Below are 16,217 nucleotides of genomic sequence, written 5' to 3'. Positions count from 1 at the left end.
ATTGCTCTAGACTGACGATGACAAGATCCGCTCCTATGACCATAGTATGGTATTAAGAATAAGAACGCGCCGCCAATGTAACAAAAAAAAGCCCCAATAAAATATTGGGGCATTGAGATAGTTAGCTGTGTCTCGTAAATGATACGGAAGGAGTTAATCGGCTTGCTTGATATAATGGTCGATATTAATTTCTTGAGCATAATCAACACAATCAAAGTCGAAGCCATTGAGCTGCATGAATTCTCGCTTAAAGCCCTTGTAGTCACCTAGTTGCTTAAAGTTGTACTGATCCATTTTCTCCAGTAAATCGGCCACTTTTTGCTGAGTATCTGGGTTGAGCTCCCAATCATCCATACGGATCAGTCGTTCGCCATCAACGGGTACTTTGCCTTTGCTAGAGAGTTTTTCGCTAAACAGACGCTGCATCTGCTCGATACATCCTTCGTGCGTCTCTTTTTCTTTCATCACCTTATACAATGCGACAATGTAAGGGCTTAAATTGGGAATGAACACGCTCGCCTTCGTGACTAAAGCTTTACAAACAGTCGCATAAGCCCCGCCGCCATAGTTAGACAATTTTAGGTTGAGAGAGTGGCTGGTTTGGTGCAAATCAATTTTGGCGCGCCCCAGTGTACCGTCAAGATAAATGGGGTGAGTAATCTGAGGGCCGATGTATGAAAAAGCAATGGTTTTACACCCTTGTGCAATCGATTCAGTGTTGATCAGCGTATCTATCCAGTTTTCCCAATCCTCGCCACCCATTACTTTCAGTGTACTTTCGATCTCTTCGTCATTTGCAGGGGCAATGGTGGTTTCTACCCACGTATCGTTTTCTAGTAATATTGTCGCACCAGAAACGGCCTCACCAATCGGTTTAATGGCGGAGCGCCAATACTGATCTGAATTGGGTTTTGGTCTCATGCCGCTGGCGATACTGTAAATGACTAAATCGACTTCCCCTTCAAAATAGGTCTCTATCGCTTCAATCACTTGCTCGCGTACTGATGGTGAAAAAACATCCCCATCGATATTGACGGCGACTCGACCCGCTTGCTCGGCCTGTTGTTTAAAAAAGAGATTGTTGTACCAACCAGCACTACCAACCCCTTTTTCTGATGGCGTTTTTTCAAAGGAAACGCCAATCGTATCGGCTTCTGAACCACCAAAGGTCAGGGCAATGCGGGCGGCGAGCCCAAAGCCTGAAGATGCGCCTAAAATGAGAACTCGTTTTGGCCCGTGAGTGATCGGTCTGCAAGATTTTACGTAATTAATCTGTTGTAACACAGCTTGTTCGCATCCTAGTGGATGAGCAGAGCGAGCGACCACACCTTTGATCACAGGTTCAATGTGCATAGTTTGTACCTTTGCGGTTAGGGGAATGGTCTAAAAAATATCGTAAAACTAGGTAAAGTTCATTGAGCTGAGGCATTAAAATCAGAGATGCTCTGCTAAATGTTGCGCAACAAAATTGGCGATCCACGGCTGAGCGTCGACCGTCGGATGTAAGCCATCAGCCATCATCCACTCTGGTTTAATGATCACTTGCTCTAAGAAAAAGGGCAGTAACGGCACAGTATGTTGGAGGCTAAGCTCAGAATAGAGGCTATAAAAGGCATCGCTGTAGCGTTTGCCATAATTTGGTGGAATGCGGATCTGCATCAAAAGAGGGGTTGAGCCTGCTTTTTTTATTTGGCCAATGATGGCGGTTAAATTGCTGCTGATCAATTGAGGTGGGAAGCCACGCAATCCGTCGTTCGCACCAAGCTCAATAAACACCGCATCAGGGGTATGCAGGGTGAGTAGTGACGGTAAGCGGGCTAGGCCATTGCCCGTTGTATCGCCAGAAATACTGGCATTAATGACATCAATGTCTGATTTACCTTCAGCTTGTAACGCATTAGGTAGCAAGCTAGGCCAAGCGTTTTCAATCGGCATTTGGTAACCAGCGCTTAAACTATCACCCAATATCAAGAGTGTGGTACTACTAGCGCTAGCCGAGAATAATAAAATACAAATCAAGGAAAGAAGTCGAGTCATGCAAACATCCGTTATTAGGGCACATTCATTATCTAAAACAGTCTCTACCAATCAAGAGCATTTAACAATCCTAAAAGAGGTAAACCTAGAGATCAAAAGTGGTGAAAGCGTGGCGATAGTCGGAACGTCTGGTGCGGGGAAATCAACCCTGATGACGCTGTTGGCTGGGCTTGATACGCCGACACGCGGAGAGGTAGAGCTATTGGGTCAGCCATTGTCTCAACTGGACGATGAAGGACGCGCGGCGATCCGCAGTCAATCGGTTGGCTTTGTGTTTCAAAGTTTTTTGCTGATCCCAAGCTTGTCTGCGTTAGAGAACGTGACGCTACCTTGTTTGTTAAAAGGCGAAAAAGAGGATGTGGATCGTGCTAAATCCTTGTTGACGGCCGTTGGTTTATCGCATCGAATGCATCACTCTCCTGCACAACTTTCAGGGGGCGAGCAGCAACGAGTCGCGCTAGCAAGAGCCTTTATGATCAATCCGAAAGTGCTGTTTGCCGATGAGCCTACTGGCAACCTTGATCAAGAAACCGCGGCAAAAGTGGTTTCATTATTGTTTGAATTAAATAAGCAGCACGGAACGACCTTAGTGCTGGTTACCCATGATCCCGTTCTTGCGGCTCAATGTGATCGTATTTTCCACATGCAAGCTGGTATGTTGGAGGAGCGGTAATGAGCGAGATGTCGAGCCGTTCACTCAATAAACGATTAATTCGCTGGAGCTTAGGTGAAATCCGCCACGGACAGTTGTGGCCTATTTCAGTGGCGCTAACCTTGATCATTGCTTGTATTTTCGCGTTGACTGCCTTAGCTGAGCGTATGGAGCAAGTGATTGTTAAACAAGGTAAAGACGCACTCACTGCCGATAGTGTGTTTGTTTCCGCAAACCCACCCCCAGCGTCATTGCTCGATCAGATCGAGCGCTTGCAATTGCCGTCTTCACAACTTACGCGTTACGCGACAATGGCATTCAGTGAGCGCGGTATGCAGTTGGTTACTGTTAAAGCGGTGGATAGTGCTTATCCGCTACGCGGTGAAATGCGTCTTTCTGATGATGTGACGACATTTCAGCACCTTGCGCCGAATCAACTGTGGTTAGATGAACGAGTGTTTGCGCAATTAGACGTTCAAATTGGTGATCAGGTCACGCTGGGCGATGCCGATTTTACGGTATCGGGACGCATCCTTGAGGAGCCGGGACTCAGCTTTAATCCGTTTCAACAGATGCCAGCGGTGTTGATCCACCAAGACGATGTGGCTCGTACTGGTGCACTTCAATTGGGGAGCCGAGTGCAATTTAGCGTGTTCATTAATGGTGATGATGGACAGATTGAAGCAGTAAAACAGCCCGTTACTTTAACGCCTAGCGATCGTTGGCGCGACCGAAATAGCGCCAGCCGAACGAATGAGGTTTTTGAGCGGACAGAGCAATATTTGTCGTTAACCGTAGCGATTGTGATCATCATGGCGGCAACCACATTAGTCCTGACTTGTCAGCACTATGTTTCTACGCGGCAAAAAACCATCGCCATGTTAAAAAGCCTTGGGGCGAGCAAACGTTGGATCCGCCAATGGTTGTTCGTACAAGTGGTGATTTTGTTTGTTTCTGCTGCGGTGCTTGGGGTATTGATCGGCATTGGCCTAGAGTCTTTATTACGCGTGCCGCTGGTGGATTTATTGCCTACGCCTTTACCGAGTTATGGCGCTAAACCCGCTTTTATTGCACTGATGGCGAGTGCATTGATCGCTTTTCCTGCACTCGGCATTCCTTTACTGCATTTGCTAGATACCAGTGCGCTCAATGTCATGCAAACAGAGCGAGCGAAACCGAATCATCGCCGTAATGGGTTGCTCATCTTGATTCCGTTAGTGCCGATGCTGTGGGCTTATTGGAATAATCTCTTAGTGTGGATTGTGTTGGCTGGGATCGTGACGCTTTTTGCGGTGCTTGCTGTGGTCAGTGTTTTGGTGGCTCGTAGTTTAGGACGTCTTCCGCTCTCTACCGCGCTTAAATTAGCGCTCAGCCGAATCAATCGTTCGGCAATCACGACCGGAGTCCAGTTCGGCGCGTTAGGACTATCGTTAATGTTATTGGCGATCATCTGGTTAGTGCGTACCGATTTACTCTCTGATTGGCAGCGAACCTTACCCAGCGATGCTCATAACGCATTTGCACTCAACATTTCACCAAATGAAGTTAATGATTACCTTAACACGTTAGACAGCGCCAACATTGTGCGTTCGCAAGCCTATCCGATCATCCGAGGGCGTTTATCGACCATTAATGGCATAGAGGCCAAGCAACAAGCTCAAGGTGAAGAGGGGAGTGATGCGTTGAGGCGAGAGCTCAATTTCACTTGGGGAGAATCGCTACCCAGCAATAACCAACTGACGGCAGGAGTGTGGACAGAGCAGGGTGGCGTTTCGGTTGAATCGGACGTTGCTCGTGATTTGGGGCTAAAACTGGGTGATAGTTTAGGGTTTGTGATCAATAGCCAAACCGTGGAAGCGAAAGTAAATTCCATTCGCCAAGTCGAGTGGCGAGAAATGAAGCCTAACTTCTATTTCATCTTTACCCCTGACCTATTGCAAGAGATCCCTGCCACGTGGCTGGTGAGTTTCAGAGCGCAAGATCAAGATAACGCCTTGCTTGCCACCCTTGCTCGCACTTACCCTACGGTCAGTTTGATGGATATCCGGGCAATGGGCGATAAGATTCAAACTTTGCTGACGCAAATTATCTGGTCAGTGACAGTGCTGGCTGCAATGGGTGTGATTGCTGGTATTTTGCTGATTTTTACTCTGTTGCGTTTAAGTTTAAGCCAGAGGCAACAAGAAATTCGCTTATACCGCACTTTAGGGGCCAGCAAGCGCCGCGTCGAGCAGACTATTTGGGCTGAATACGGTTTGATGGCGCTCATTGCCGGAGTTGTCGCAAGCCTTGGCTCTGACGCGGTGGTGGCCAGCGTCATGAAGTTCGGTTTTGAACTAGAACCTATGGCGCATTACAGCATGTGGTTGGTGCTACCCTTGGCGACGTTTTGCACATTATCGCTGGTCGTGAGTAGTTTAATTAAGCGGCTGTTAACCCCTATAAATAAAGACTTTAACTAGCGGTATCCATAATCCCAGACGGAGTTATCCACAAAAACAGTGGATAAAGTTTGGGATAACTCGACGGCTTGATAATGGCCTATTTGCGCTTAGCCCCGTAGTTACCTTGGGTTGCGCAGTTTTGTTATTCACAAGGTTGAAAAAACGTCGTTTTGGCTTTATTGAGTCAAGCAATTTTTTAAGTTATTTGTCGATTATGCGTATTGCTTGTTAGTCGTAAAACAGATAAGACCATGTGAAAAATGTGATTTTAATAACGCTTTACAAGCTTTAGAATGCATCCGGGTTTTCCAGAGTACTCGTATCTTATGTCATATAAAAAGTTCAATACAGATTCTCCGTGTGTCGCAATTATTGGTGGGGGTGTGGCTGGTGCCACTGCCGCCGTTCATATGGGAGAACTGGGGCTCAATGTGCTGCTTTTGGAAAAAAGCGCCGGTCTCGTTAATGGGCCGCCGATTTGCCATCTGCACGCGGGCGGTAACCTCTATCGCGAAATTTCGCAGCAGCAGTGTCTTGAGTTACTTAAGCAGTCGATTGAAACCGTCAGGCTCTACCCCCACACGCTGAATAAGCGACCTACTGTGATTGCTGTTCCGCATAGTGATGGCGGTGAGCCGCAAGCCTTATTACCAAGGCTAGAGCTTATTCAGCGCAGCTATCAACAATTGGTTGATGAAGACCCATGTAATCAGAAGCTTGGTCAACCCCAAGAGTATTTCAAACTCTACAGCCGTGAAGCACTGCAGGTATTAGCAACTCAGCAACAGAGTGATCAACCGACATCATTCGATGATTGGGTGATCCCTTTTGCTCAACATGCAGATTTAAATCAGTTGAAATACCCAGTCATTGCGGTGCAAGAATACGGTTGGAGTGTTTTTCGTCTGGCGGCCAGTGCTGAGCTTGCGTTAGCGGCGATGCCTCATTGCCAAGTTTTAACGCACGCTAAATTAATCAAATCTGATTTTATTGATGAGCAATGGCAGCTCGTTTATTTGGATGATCAAGAGCATGAACACGTTATCCATGCCGATTATTTAGTCAATGCATGTGGTTATGAAACGGGAATAGTCGATGATTTGGCTAAGGCTCCGCGTCAACGCTTGGTGGAATTTAAAGCGGCTTACGTTACCCGTTGGGCAGAATGCGACCAGCAATGGCCAGAAGTGATTTTTCACGGACCAAGAGGTACCCCACAAGGAATGGCTCAGCTAACACCGTATGCTGATGGTCTATTTCAGTTGCATGGTATGACCGAGGGAATCACGTTATTTAAAGATGGGTTAGTGGCCTCGCAAGCTGGATCATCACAGCCCGTATTGCCTGATTATCTCGAACGCAAAATTAAGAACGGCTGGCAACAGGACGCACTACAAGAGCGCAGTGAACGAGCCATACACCACATGAGTCAGTTCATCCCACACTATATTCAAGCACAAGTGGCTGGTAAGCCACTGTTTGGTGCGCAGCAAATTCCTGGCCAAGATGCCACATTACGAGCCGCTGATGTTACGTTTGAAGCTCATAATTATGCGCGAATCGAAGTGGTCAAAGGTTCATCCGCGTTGGAAGCGGCAACTAAAATTGTTCAGCATTGGCAGTTAGTTAACGATGAAGACTTGCTACAATCGATAGAAGCTCGTCACCCAATCAGCATGAGTTTGTCTCTTGAACAGGTGGAAGAGAAAGCCATCGCGTTAGCTAAGGCACGCGCTTATCCTGAAGCATTGGCAAAAATTGTCGGTATGGTTTGATTGGTGACACCTTGCGGTTTTCTAAAGGAGCAAGGTGATAGTTGTTAGTAGCCGAAATAACGCGCCCATTGGCACCAAACCTCTTGCAGGCCTTGTATATCACCTTTGACAAAACGTATTTTCTGCCCCGGTTTTGCTTGTGCCAAACGGGGCAGATCAATGCGAGTCACACACCCTAATTTAGGGTAACCGCCGATGGTTTGGCGATCGTTGAGTAAAATGATCGGTTGGCCATCTGGCGGGATTTGAATCGCGCCCAAAGCAATTCCTTCCGATAAAATAGGTGTCGCTGGTGGGGTAACCGTATCGCCATTAAGGCGATAGCCCATGCGATCGGCATGCTGACTGACAGTGAAGCTGGTTTGATAAAAGCGATCGAGTTGCTGCGATGAAAATTGCAGGGCTTGGTAGCCTTCAATGACGCGTAATTTAAGTGGCAGATTATAATCAGGCTTATAACGAAAAGTGATGTGTACGGGTTTGTTATCGATAGCGTGGGGATTAAAGTGCAGTGAATCGCCCGCTTGCAGTGGTACGCCGTTTTGCGTTAACCCACCAAGCTGTTCTTTGGGTACGGTGGCAACACTACCTAAATGGTGAGGTACAATGAACCCTCCGCGCACGGCCAAATAAGCTCTTAAGCCATTTTTGGCTAGGCCAAATTTCAGTGTTTGCCCGGCTTGCGCGCTAAAGCTTTGCCAGTTACCAATCAGTTTTCCATCTAACGTGGCCGATAAATCACCACCTGCAATTGCCAGCATACATGGATGTTCAACATGAAATTCCGCCTGACCAAGCGTGATTTCAAGCGTTGCTAAATTGACTCGGTTACCCAGTAAATGGTTGGCCCAACTGTAGGCGTAATCATCGACTGGTCCTGATTGAGTAACACCGATATGACTGAGACCAAAGCGGCCAAAATCTTGAATTAAGCTCAGTTGACCGGGTTTTATCACCTGTAGTAGGGGGCTCATGAATGGTGCTCCCACTGCGCGGCTAATTGAGGTATTTCACCTCCTAATGATAAAAATTCCTCGCGAGTCATCGCTGTAAACTTCACTTTAGTTCCAATCGAAAAAGGCGTCATTGGTGTTTGATGAGGAGAAAAGAGCGGATGGGGGCAATTGGCGATGATATTCCATCCTCCGGGAGAGTTGTTCGGATAGACGGCCGTTTGCTGTTCTGCAATCGCGACGCTGCCTTTGGCCACACTAAGGCGTGGGGTGGCATGGCGCGGTAATCGTAATTGTTCATCTACTTCAGCCATAAAGGCAAAGCCTGGTGCAAAACCGACGGCACAAACGGTGTAGACCGTTTGAGTGTGTAGCGCGATAACTTGTTGCGTGGATAAACCAAGCGCATGGTAGCGCTTCAAATCTGGGCCGACACTTTCATCGTAGTAAGCGCCAAGCTCAACCAAATTGTGGGTGGCTTCCACAGCTAAAGATAAGGCCGCGATCGCTGTGATCAATTGCTGCTCTAGCTCCCTTTGAGTTATACGATAAGGAAGGTAATCGATCAAAATGGTAGTGTAAGAAGGGGTGACATTCATCAGGTAAGCAGAAAACTGCACCATGATCTGTTGCGCAATTTGTCCGATATCGAGTGAGAGATCGGCCGATGGCGGGTGAGCAAAACGCAATAAGAGGCTGCATTCCGCAACGGGCTCAATGCTGTAGTTCAATGTCACTTAACACTCCTTGTGATGACGTTGTAGCTGCTAGGAGATATACGAGTAATGGTTCAACGCTCTCGTAGACAAATTCGGATTTTTTCTATCAGTTCAATCGCTGCCGGATTATCGCCATGCACGCAAATCGTATCGGCTTCGATAGGGATCACAAAGCCATCCGAACTGGTCACTTTTCCGTAATCAACCAGTTGTTTAATTTGATTGATGATCGCCTCTTCATTAGTCAGCACTGCATTGGCTTGGCCTCTTGGAGTGAGCATACCATTAGCGAGATAAGTTCGGTCAGCAAAGGCTTCAAACAGCAATGGAACGTCATAAGCATCGGCGATATCAAGGTAATCTTGGTTATTGCCTGAAGCTAAGATCATCAAGGGCACATTGAAGCAAGAAACTGCATCGACCACTGCGCGAAAGACAGATTTGTCACGCATCATATCGTTATATAAAGCCCCATGAGGTTTGACGTAGCTTATCTCGGCATTTTTGCTCTCACATAATGCCTTGAGTGCGCCAATCTGGTAAATCAGTAACTCGCAGATCTCTTCTTCGCTAAAACTCATTGAACGGCGACCAAAACCTTGCAAATCGGGGTAACCCGGGTGAGCGCCAATCATTACATCAAATTGAATCGCCAGCTCAATCGTTCGGCTCATCACGTGTGGGTCAGAGGCATGAAAGCCACACGCAATATTGGCCATGTCAATCCAAGGCATCACCAACTCATCAGCGCCCATTTGCCATGCACCGAAGCTCTCGCCCATGTCACAATTGAGAGTGATTGTTCTTTTTGTCACGGGTTGCATCATCCTTGAGTGTCCATGTTGAGTAACTTGCCGTAATCAAAGGCAATATACAGTGATCCGATTCATTGTTTGGCGATAAGTATGGGCCGAAAGATAGCGAATTGGCCTGATAGACAAACATTAAAGCAGATTGATTTATAAGTGAAGTTTAGGTTGAAAGTCGTTAAACTTGCACAACCAATGTCAGAAGGTAAAAACAATGAAAGTATTAGTGACAGGCGGGATGGGGTATATCGGCAGCCATACCTGCATTCAAATGATCCACGCCGGTATGACGCCCGTAATTTTTGACAACTTATACAACAGTAAAGCATCGGTTTTAGAGCGCATCGAAAAAGTGTCCGGTGTGAAGCCGCTGTTCGTCCATGGTGATGTACGCAACCAAGCACAACTGGTTGAAGTGATGAAAGCGCAAAATATTCAAGCGGTGATCCATTTCGCAGGCTTAAAAGCAGTCGGTGAGTCAGTAGAAAAACCATTGGAATATTACGATAACAATGTGAATGGCACATTGGTACTGGTGGCGGCCATGCGTGAAGCTGGCGTGAAGGCACTTGTTTTTAGTTCATCTGCAACCGTATACGGTGACCCAGCCTCAGTGCCTATTACCGAAGATTTCCCAACCAGCGCGACCAACCCTTATGGCCGTAGTAAGTTAATGGTTGAAGAGTGCTTGGCCGATTTCCATAAAGCTAACCCAGATTGGAGCATTACACTGCTGCGCTATTTTAACCCTGTAGGTTCACATCCATCAGGCGAGTTAGGTGAAGATCCACAAGGTATTCCGAACAACCTAATGCCTTTTGTCTCGCAAGTGGCCGTGGGTCGAAGAGCATTTCTCTCTGTTTTTGGCAGTGATTACCCAACTAAAGACGGCACAGGGGTTCGCGATTATATTCACGTAATGGACTTAGCCGATGGTCATATTGCTGCGCTGGAAAAAGTAGGCCAACAAGCAGGCTTGCACATTTATAACCTAGGCACAGGAAATGGCTACAGTGTACTAGAGATGGTGAAAGCGTTTGAACAAGCGTCAGGTAAAAGCGTGCCGTACCAATTGGTCGAACGCCGCGCTGGTGATATTGCGGAGTGTTGGGCAGATCCAAGCAAAGCGATGGCGGATCTAGGTTGGAAAGCGACTCGCAGCCTAGAAGCGATGACACAAGATACGTGGCGTTGGCAGTCAAATAATCCACAAGGTTATCCTGAGTCTTAAGCTCTTGCTTCAACTTCTCTGCGATGAATGAAATAAATAGCCAGTCAAATGACTGGCTATTTTGATCTGACTTGGTTACTCAAGCAATCCAATGATCAGTTAGTCCGATAACGGCTTAAAATTTCACCAAGGTTGCGCGAAGCGTTTGCAAGGCTAGCGACACCTTGCGATGAGGTTTGCGCAACACTGCGAATCGCATTGGATTGTGTACGAATATCGCTCAGCTCAGCAGCAATATCATTAGCAACGGCGCTTTGCTCTTCGGCTGAAGTTGAAATTTGAATACTCATGTCATTGATCATTTTTGCTGATTCAGCAATTTGATTGACGTTATTGCCGATGTTAGCGACTAAATCACTACTGGTTTGAGCTTGACTAACCGTTTGCTCAGTAATGCGTGCGATATCTTGACTTTCGGTTTGCAGCTTCTCAATCATGGATTGAATTTCAACAGTAGCTGCTTGCGTGCGGCTAGCTAAGGTGCGAACTTCATCAGCTACCACGGCAAAACCGCGCCCTTGTTCACCAGCACGTGCCGCTTCTATTGCAGCGTTCAGTGCCAATAAGTTCGTCTGTTGCGAAATGGCATTGATGGTGGTGATCACATCATTAATCTGCGCTGTATTTTCATTCAATGTAGACACCGAATGAGAGGCTTGTTCAATGAACTTTGACAACTGGGAAATTTCATTAATCGCTTGCTGAACTAGCTGTGAGCTCTCTTCCGCTTGTTTTGAATCTTGCTCGGCTTGCTGATTGGCTTGTTGGGAAATGGTCGACACTTCTTGCGCCGAGGCCGTCATCTCTTCCATGGCCGTGGCGACGGAATCCAAGGAAGCGTATTGGCTACTGATTTGTTGCTCGCTCTCTTTCATCTCATGGGCAAAAGAGCTGGATGTTTCACCGAGAGTGGTGGCGTTTTGTTTTACTGAAACTACCAGTTCGGTCAAGGTGTCCATGGCGTTATCGAGCGCGCAGCCAATGGTGCCAAACTCATCGCGACCGGGATGAAAACCTAATCGTGAAGTTAAATCACCTTTTGAAATTTTCAAGGTTGTTGTGTACAGCACCCACAATGCACCGCCAATAAAAGTAGCGACCCAATAGAGGAAAATAGCAAAAGGGATTGCCCACAAATAGCTCAACAGAAAAGTCGAGAGTGCCGATCGCCGAGCGTCTTTTTCAAGATAAGAGAGATTCTCTGTTAGCGCGTAAACTTTTCCATCGCTGTGTTTTACTGTGGCGGTAATCACCCCTTTTTGATAACTAGTTGCGGCTAAAGAATGGCGAGTTTCAACCGCTGAAAGGGTTTGTGGATCTGCGCCGCTGGCAAGCAGACCTTGCAGTTTGTACTCAACGGCCAACTTCGATTGCGCTTCTATCTGGGCCAGTGAATCAACATAGCGATTTCCTGCGACAAAGCTTAAAGCGGTGAGGAATAAAGCGAAGATCACCCACATCTTGTCATTAATTGACATTTTAATGAACACGCGGTCAATCGTCCTGAACTGAACTTCTTTCATTGCTGCTCCGATATGCAAAAAAGTAATAGTAAATTTTATAAATATACTAAGGCTAAATGTGTGTGTTCGTGCAGAATTTTATGAAATGAATGTTGACTTAAATATCAAGATTGAGACTTTGATCTTATTTTAGGTTAAAAAAGTGGGGAGAGTAATATTACTCTCCCCACTTTTAACTTTAATTGATTAACCCAGAGCGGGTAGTACACCAAGGCTAATAAAGATTTGCGAAGTGACGATCATCAAACCAATGGTTGCTGTCATGGTCAGAGCCAGTTTGCCGCCTCTGACTTGATATTGTGTTCCACCCTGCGGTTGGAATACTTGGTTTGAACGCACTTTAATCACCATCACAATCGGTAAGAATATGGCCAAAATAGTCAACGCAATAGCCGCGTAACCGAGCGCCATAATAAAGCCTTGAGGGTAAAATAGAGCAAAGACTAATGGTGGCAGATAGGTGATGACGGAGGCAGCCATACGGTGCAATGGAATGTTCTTTTTCTTAATCGTATCGCCCATGAATTCAAACAAGCCCAAGCTTACGCCTAAGAATGACGTCAAAAGTGCAAGGTCGGCAAACACGCCAATAATGCTGCTTAAATTGGATTGATGAACGGTTTGCCCTAATGTCACAATTAGCGCACTCAGGCCGGAATTCTCAACCAGCTGAGGTTGGCTAACGACACCTAACGTGACGATCTGCCAAAAAATGTAAATAATCAACGGGATAGCAGAACCAATTAAGATAGCTTTGCGCAGCGAAGGGGTGTCGCCATCTAAGTAATTCACAATCGCCGGAATACTGCCATGGAAACCGAATGAGGTGAAAATGACGGGAATTGCAGCAACGATTAAGCCTTGCTCAAGTGGCATACTAAGCAAGTATGACTGAGAAACATTAGGTGCAAGAAATGAGAGCACTATAATCATCGCGACCATTTTACCGGCAAACAACAGGCGGTTCACTTTATCAACCGTGCTGGTGCCGATCGTCACCACAAGTGCAACCAGTAAAGTAAAAAGCAAGGTGCCTAGCGGATTGCTGATCTCAATGCCAGCAAACTCTGTCAGGCGATGAGTGAATTGTGCGCCGCCACCGGCAATGTAAGCTGCACAAAGCGAATAGAACAAAAATAGCATAGCAAAGCTCGCTACCCACTTTCCTTTTTGCCCTAAGATCTGTTTAGCCAATGTATGTAAGGTGGCGTCTTTGTCTGCATATTGATGGATTTCAACCATTAACAATGCAGTGAAAGCCATTAATGCCCAGAGGGCGATCATAATCAGTAATGATGTGCCAAAGCCGATACCTGCAGAAGCGAGCGGTAGAGCTAGCATGCCTGCACCGATAGTGGTCCCTGCGATGATCAAAGTACTGCCGAAAATCTTTGATTGAGTCATGGTGTAAAGTTCTTTATACGTTATGTTGTGTTTCAGGGAGTGATATATATGAATACAACGGGGTTTTAACCATTAATCCACTCATTTTGGGCTATATTGTAGAACTTCGGATTCATTTTCAACAGCTTTGTAAAAATAAAAATCCATGAGTGTATTTTTTTGTTTACATGGCAGGTGGCGGCTAAATAAGAGTGGTCGAAATCGTTTCGCTGTGATAGATATTGTGGTGATGATTAATTTGACCATTCGCTTTCAAAAAACTGTCATATAAATCATTTAAAAAGGATCTTGCGACGTGATAATCCCGTCTCAGTAAATATCAAAGGAGGTCGATTAATGAGTGACCAATATAAAAACGATGAGTGCTTAGAGTGGCTCGACGCCATGGAGATCGGATTTGATTTATCCGATTATGACTCTGTATCTCATGAATGCTCTGAACAGAGCGCAGAATAGTACCAGCCAGCAGCCTATGCTGGCTATGCTCCTTACATTCCCCCCTCATGTATCAATTCCCTAACACTGTTGATTTCCGCTGATTTTGAATAGGCGATTACCTTGCGCTTTGTTACAATCCGCGCCCTGATTTCCAATAGGTAAGCTGCAATGTCTGATACTGTGCACCCATTCCAACGTTTAGGACTTTCAACCACATTAGTTAGCGCTCTGCAATCTTTAGGTTTTGAACAACCGACGGATGTTCAATCTCAAGCTATCCCGCATGTTTTGGCTGGTAAAGATGTCATGGCTGGGGCGCAAACGGGTACCGGCAAAACGGCAGCTTTCGGTTTACCTATTTTGCAACGTTTTCTTGATAACCAAGCCGAGCGAGAAACCAATAGTAAAGTTGTGCGCGCGCTTGTTTTGGTTCCGACTCGTGAGCTGGCTCAACAAGTTTTTGATAGCTTAAGTGCTTATGCACAAAGCACTACATTGAAGATCGTCACCGCGTACGGTGGAACCAGCATGCAAGTGCAAACACGTAATTTACGTGGCGGTGCGGATATTTTAATTGCGACGCCTGGGCGGTTAATTGACCATCTGTTTGTGCGCAACATTATCCTGACGCAAACCGAAGTGTTGGTGCTGGATGAAGCCGATCGCATGCTCGATATGGGTTTTTTGCCTGATATCCAACGTATTTTGAAACGCATGAATGATGAACGCCAAACGCTGTTTTTCTCGGCCACCTTTGATGACAAAATCAAAGCATTAGCACACAAAATGATGCGCGACCCTGTCGGCGTGCAAATTTCACCAGCCAATGCGACCGCTGATACTGTAAAACAGATCGTTTATCCAGTGGATAAAAAACGTAAAAGTGAGTTATTAGCTTATCTAATTGGTTCACGTAATTGGCAGCAAGTCTTGGTATTTACCAGAACCAAACAAGGCAGCGATGAGCTAGCCAAAGAACTAAAATTGGACGGCATCAAAGCGGCCTCGATCAATGGCGATAAAAGCCAAGGGGCGCGCCAAAAAGCATTGGATGATTTTAAATCAGGTAAAGTTAGAGCGTTGATCGCTACCGATGTTGCAGCTCGTGGAATTGACATTCAGCAACTTGAGCAAGTGGTTAACTACGACATGCCCTATAAAGCGGAAGATTACGTGCACCGTATTGGTCGCACAGGCCGGGCCGGGCTAACGGGTTTCGCGGTCTCTTTGATGAGCCGAGATGAAGAGTATCTGCTTGAAGCGATAGAGGCCTTACTCAATCAACGCCTGCCACAAGAGTGGTTAAAAGGGTTTGAGCCGAGTTTGTTGGAAGCCTTACCGACTGAGCGTAGCAGCCGTAAACCTAGCCGTTCAGCGGAAAAAAGAAAGATGAAAGCAAAACTAAACATCCATGCAGGTAGAGGTAAGCGATAAAGCGCCCGCTTTATCTGGCCCAGTCACATTCAATATCATACAGCAACTCATTGATGGAGTTCGGACAGAGCGTCTGAGCTTCGTCGATATGGAGCTTGGTTATCATCAAGTCATTAAAGAGCTGCCAATGTTTTAGTAAGCATTGGTTCACATCTTGAGTTTCATCTGACCATGTTTCTTTTAAAAATGGGGTTAGGCTCGCCGCGCCGTGAGCGTACATGATCATCTGCCATTTTATCTCCCACACCTTTATTGGTGTGGCTGAAAATTCACGGTTGTATTGCTCGGCAAGTTGTTCGACGATCTGCTCAATTTCACCTGCGCTATCGATGAAATAATCAAACAGTGCATCTTCTTGTCTTACCGCGTCTGCAATTAGTTGAATCGGCTGTTTGACGGTCAGCATATGCGCGAGCAGTCGTACAATGAACAAATACAACTGCACGTTGGCGGTGGTGTTGGCTGGGATCTCTTTCAATATATGACGTAAATAATTCTCCATATAAAGATGGAGACCATCGCTGATACTGCGCCATATTTGCTCTTTACTACCGAAATGATGACGCAGCAAACTGTGTGAAACCCCAGCTTTTTCGCTGATCGTTCGTAATGACACTCGTGCATAACCTAGCTCGCAAAACAGATCCGCAGCGACCACTAGAATGTCTCTTTTGGTTTTTTGGGCATCAGTGGCACTTCGGCGGCCTTGTCTTTTGGTCATTTTTTAACTCGTCTCATTTTTTAACGAGCGCAGTTGTACCAGATTTGAGAGGTAGTTTCACGGAAAAAACGCTTTGT

The 16,217-nt window shown here is 46.2% G+C and carries 13 protein-coding genes; 5 read left to right on the top strand and 8 right to left on the bottom strand.

What is annotated here, in order from left to right:
* Positions 1-153 precede the first annotated feature (153 nt).
* Positions 154-1,353 (bottom strand): enoyl-ACP reductase FabV, encoded by a 1,200-nt coding sequence (fabV, locus tag AACV20_RS14395; RefSeq protein ID WP_017043170.1) that lies wholly within the window; start codon positions 1,351-1,353, stop codon positions 154-156.
* An 81-nt stretch (positions 1,354-1,434) separates the two neighbouring features.
* Positions 1,435-2,037 carry a multifunctional acyl-CoA thioesterase I/protease I/lysophospholipase L1 gene (gene tesA, locus AACV20_RS14390; RefSeq protein ID WP_170907527.1) on the bottom strand — a complete coding sequence of 201 codons (603 nt, stop codon included), beginning with the start codon at positions 2,035-2,037 and terminating at the stop codon, positions 1,435-1,437.
* Here tesA and AACV20_RS14385 point away from each other — a divergent pair.
* From AACV20_RS14385 to AACV20_RS14375, 3 genes are all read left to right on the top strand, one after another.
* Complete coding sequence (locus AACV20_RS14385) at positions 2,036-2,710, top strand: ABC transporter ATP-binding protein (protein WP_064626272.1); 675 nt, start codon at positions 2,036-2,038, stop codon at positions 2,708-2,710. The genes tesA and AACV20_RS14385 overlap by 2 nt on opposite strands.
* Positions 2,710-5,151, top strand: a complete 2,442-nt coding sequence (locus AACV20_RS14380) for an ABC transporter permease (protein WP_088729677.1) — start codon at positions 2,710-2,712, stop codon at positions 5,149-5,151. Before AACV20_RS14385 ends, AACV20_RS14380 begins: the two co-directional genes overlap by 1 nt.
* A 275-nt stretch (positions 5,152-5,426) precedes the next feature.
* Positions 5,427-6,908: an FAD-dependent oxidoreductase gene (locus AACV20_RS14375; RefSeq protein WP_371319563.1), complete on the top strand. Its 1,482-nt coding sequence runs from the start codon at positions 5,427-5,429 to the stop codon at positions 6,906-6,908.
* 44 nt (positions 6,909-6,952) lie between these two features.
* Here AACV20_RS14375 and AACV20_RS14370 read toward each other — a convergent pair whose 3' ends face one another.
* Genes AACV20_RS14370 through AACV20_RS14360 form a run of 3 tightly spaced genes read right to left on the bottom strand, consistent with a single transcriptional unit; the run spans position 6,953 to position 9,395 of the window.
* Entirely contained in the window at positions 6,953-7,897 is a 945-nt protein-coding gene (locus AACV20_RS14370) for a 5-oxoprolinase subunit C family protein (RefSeq protein ID WP_371319562.1), read from the bottom strand.
* A complete protein-coding gene (locus AACV20_RS14365; protein ID WP_170907524.1) occupies positions 7,879-8,598 on the bottom strand; it encodes a 5-oxoprolinase subunit B family protein in 720 nt (239 codons plus the stop codon). Before AACV20_RS14365 ends, AACV20_RS14370 begins: the two co-directional genes overlap by 19 nt.
* A gap of 53 nt (positions 8,599-8,651) precedes the next feature.
* The gene (locus AACV20_RS14360; RefSeq protein WP_088729839.1) at positions 8,652-9,395 is read right to left on the bottom strand and encodes a 5-oxoprolinase subunit PxpA; all 744 of its coding nucleotides are present in this window, start codon (positions 9,393-9,395) and stop codon (positions 8,652-8,654) included.
* 208 nt (positions 9,396-9,603) lie between these two features.
* On the opposite strand from AACV20_RS14360, the gene galE reads away from it, so the two are divergent.
* A complete protein-coding gene (galE, locus tag AACV20_RS14355) occupies positions 9,604-10,620 on the top strand; it encodes a UDP-glucose 4-epimerase GalE (RefSeq protein ID WP_029189705.1) in 1,017 nt (338 codons plus the stop codon).
* A 95-nt stretch (positions 10,621-10,715) separates the two neighbouring features.
* Here galE and AACV20_RS14350 read toward each other — a convergent pair whose 3' ends face one another.
* Together AACV20_RS14350 and AACV20_RS14345 are read right to left on the bottom strand one after the other, a co-directional pair.
* Positions 10,716-12,143, bottom strand: a complete 1,428-nt coding sequence (locus tag AACV20_RS14350; protein WP_170907523.1) for a methyl-accepting chemotaxis protein — start codon at positions 12,141-12,143, stop codon at positions 10,716-10,718.
* A gap of 186 nt (positions 12,144-12,329) precedes the next feature.
* Entirely contained in the window at positions 12,330-13,547 is a 1,218-nt protein-coding gene (locus AACV20_RS14345; protein ID WP_017047351.1) for an aromatic amino acid transport family protein, read from the bottom strand.
* 606 nt (positions 13,548-14,153) lie between these two features.
* Here AACV20_RS14345 and AACV20_RS14340 point away from each other — a divergent pair.
* Positions 14,154-15,419 (top strand): DEAD/DEAH box helicase, encoded by a 1,266-nt coding sequence (locus AACV20_RS14340; RefSeq protein WP_081245245.1) that lies wholly within the window; start codon positions 14,154-14,156, stop codon positions 15,417-15,419.
* Between the two features lie 10 nt (positions 15,420-15,429).
* Here AACV20_RS14340 and AACV20_RS14335 read toward each other — a convergent pair whose 3' ends face one another.
* Complete coding sequence (locus AACV20_RS14335) at positions 15,430-16,140, bottom strand: TetR/AcrR family transcriptional regulator (RefSeq protein WP_170907522.1); 711 nt, start codon at positions 16,138-16,140, stop codon at positions 15,430-15,432.
* Between the last annotated feature and the right edge of the window lie 77 nt (positions 16,141-16,217).

The organism is Vibrio sp. B4-6, from assembly GCF_963888245.1.
Taxonomy (GTDB): domain Bacteria; phylum Pseudomonadota; class Gammaproteobacteria; order Enterobacterales; family Vibrionaceae; genus Vibrio; species Vibrio anguillarum.
The sequence above is the reverse complement of the archived record's forward strand: the minus strand, read 5'-3'. Positions and strand labels throughout refer to the sequence as shown.

Coding starts and splice junctions, on each gene's coding strand:
- fabV (WP_017043170.1), bottom strand. CDS start 1,353: ATGCACATTGAACCTGTGATCAAAGGTGTGGTCGCTCGCTCTGCTCAT.
- AACV20_RS14385 (WP_064626272.1), top strand. CDS start 2,036: ATGCAAACATCCGTTATTAGGGCACATTCATTATCTAAAACAGTCTCT.
- tesA (WP_170907527.1), bottom strand. CDS start 2,037: ATGACTCGACTTCTTTCCTTGATTTGTATTTTATTATTCTCGGCTAGC.
- AACV20_RS14380 (WP_088729677.1), top strand. CDS start 2,710: ATGAGCGAGATGTCGAGCCGTTCACTCAATAAACGATTAATTCGCTGG.
- AACV20_RS14375 (WP_371319563.1), top strand. CDS start 5,427: ATGCATCCGGGTTTTCCAGAGTACTCGTATCTTATGTCATATAAAAAG.
- galE (WP_029189705.1), top strand. CDS start 9,604: ATGAAAGTATTAGTGACAGGCGGGATGGGGTATATCGGCAGCCATACC.
- AACV20_RS14350 (WP_170907523.1), bottom strand. CDS start 12,143: ATGAAAGAAGTTCAGTTCAGGACGATTGACCGCGTGTTCATTAAAATG.
- AACV20_RS14345 (WP_017047351.1), bottom strand. CDS start 13,547: ATGACTCAATCAAAGATTTTCGGCAGTACTTTGATCATCGCAGGGACC.
- AACV20_RS14340 (WP_081245245.1), top strand. CDS start 14,154: ATGTCTGATACTGTGCACCCATTCCAACGTTTAGGACTTTCAACCACA.
- AACV20_RS14335 (WP_170907522.1), bottom strand. CDS start 16,140: ATGACCAAAAGACAAGGCCGCCGAAGTGCCACTGATGCCCAAAAAACC.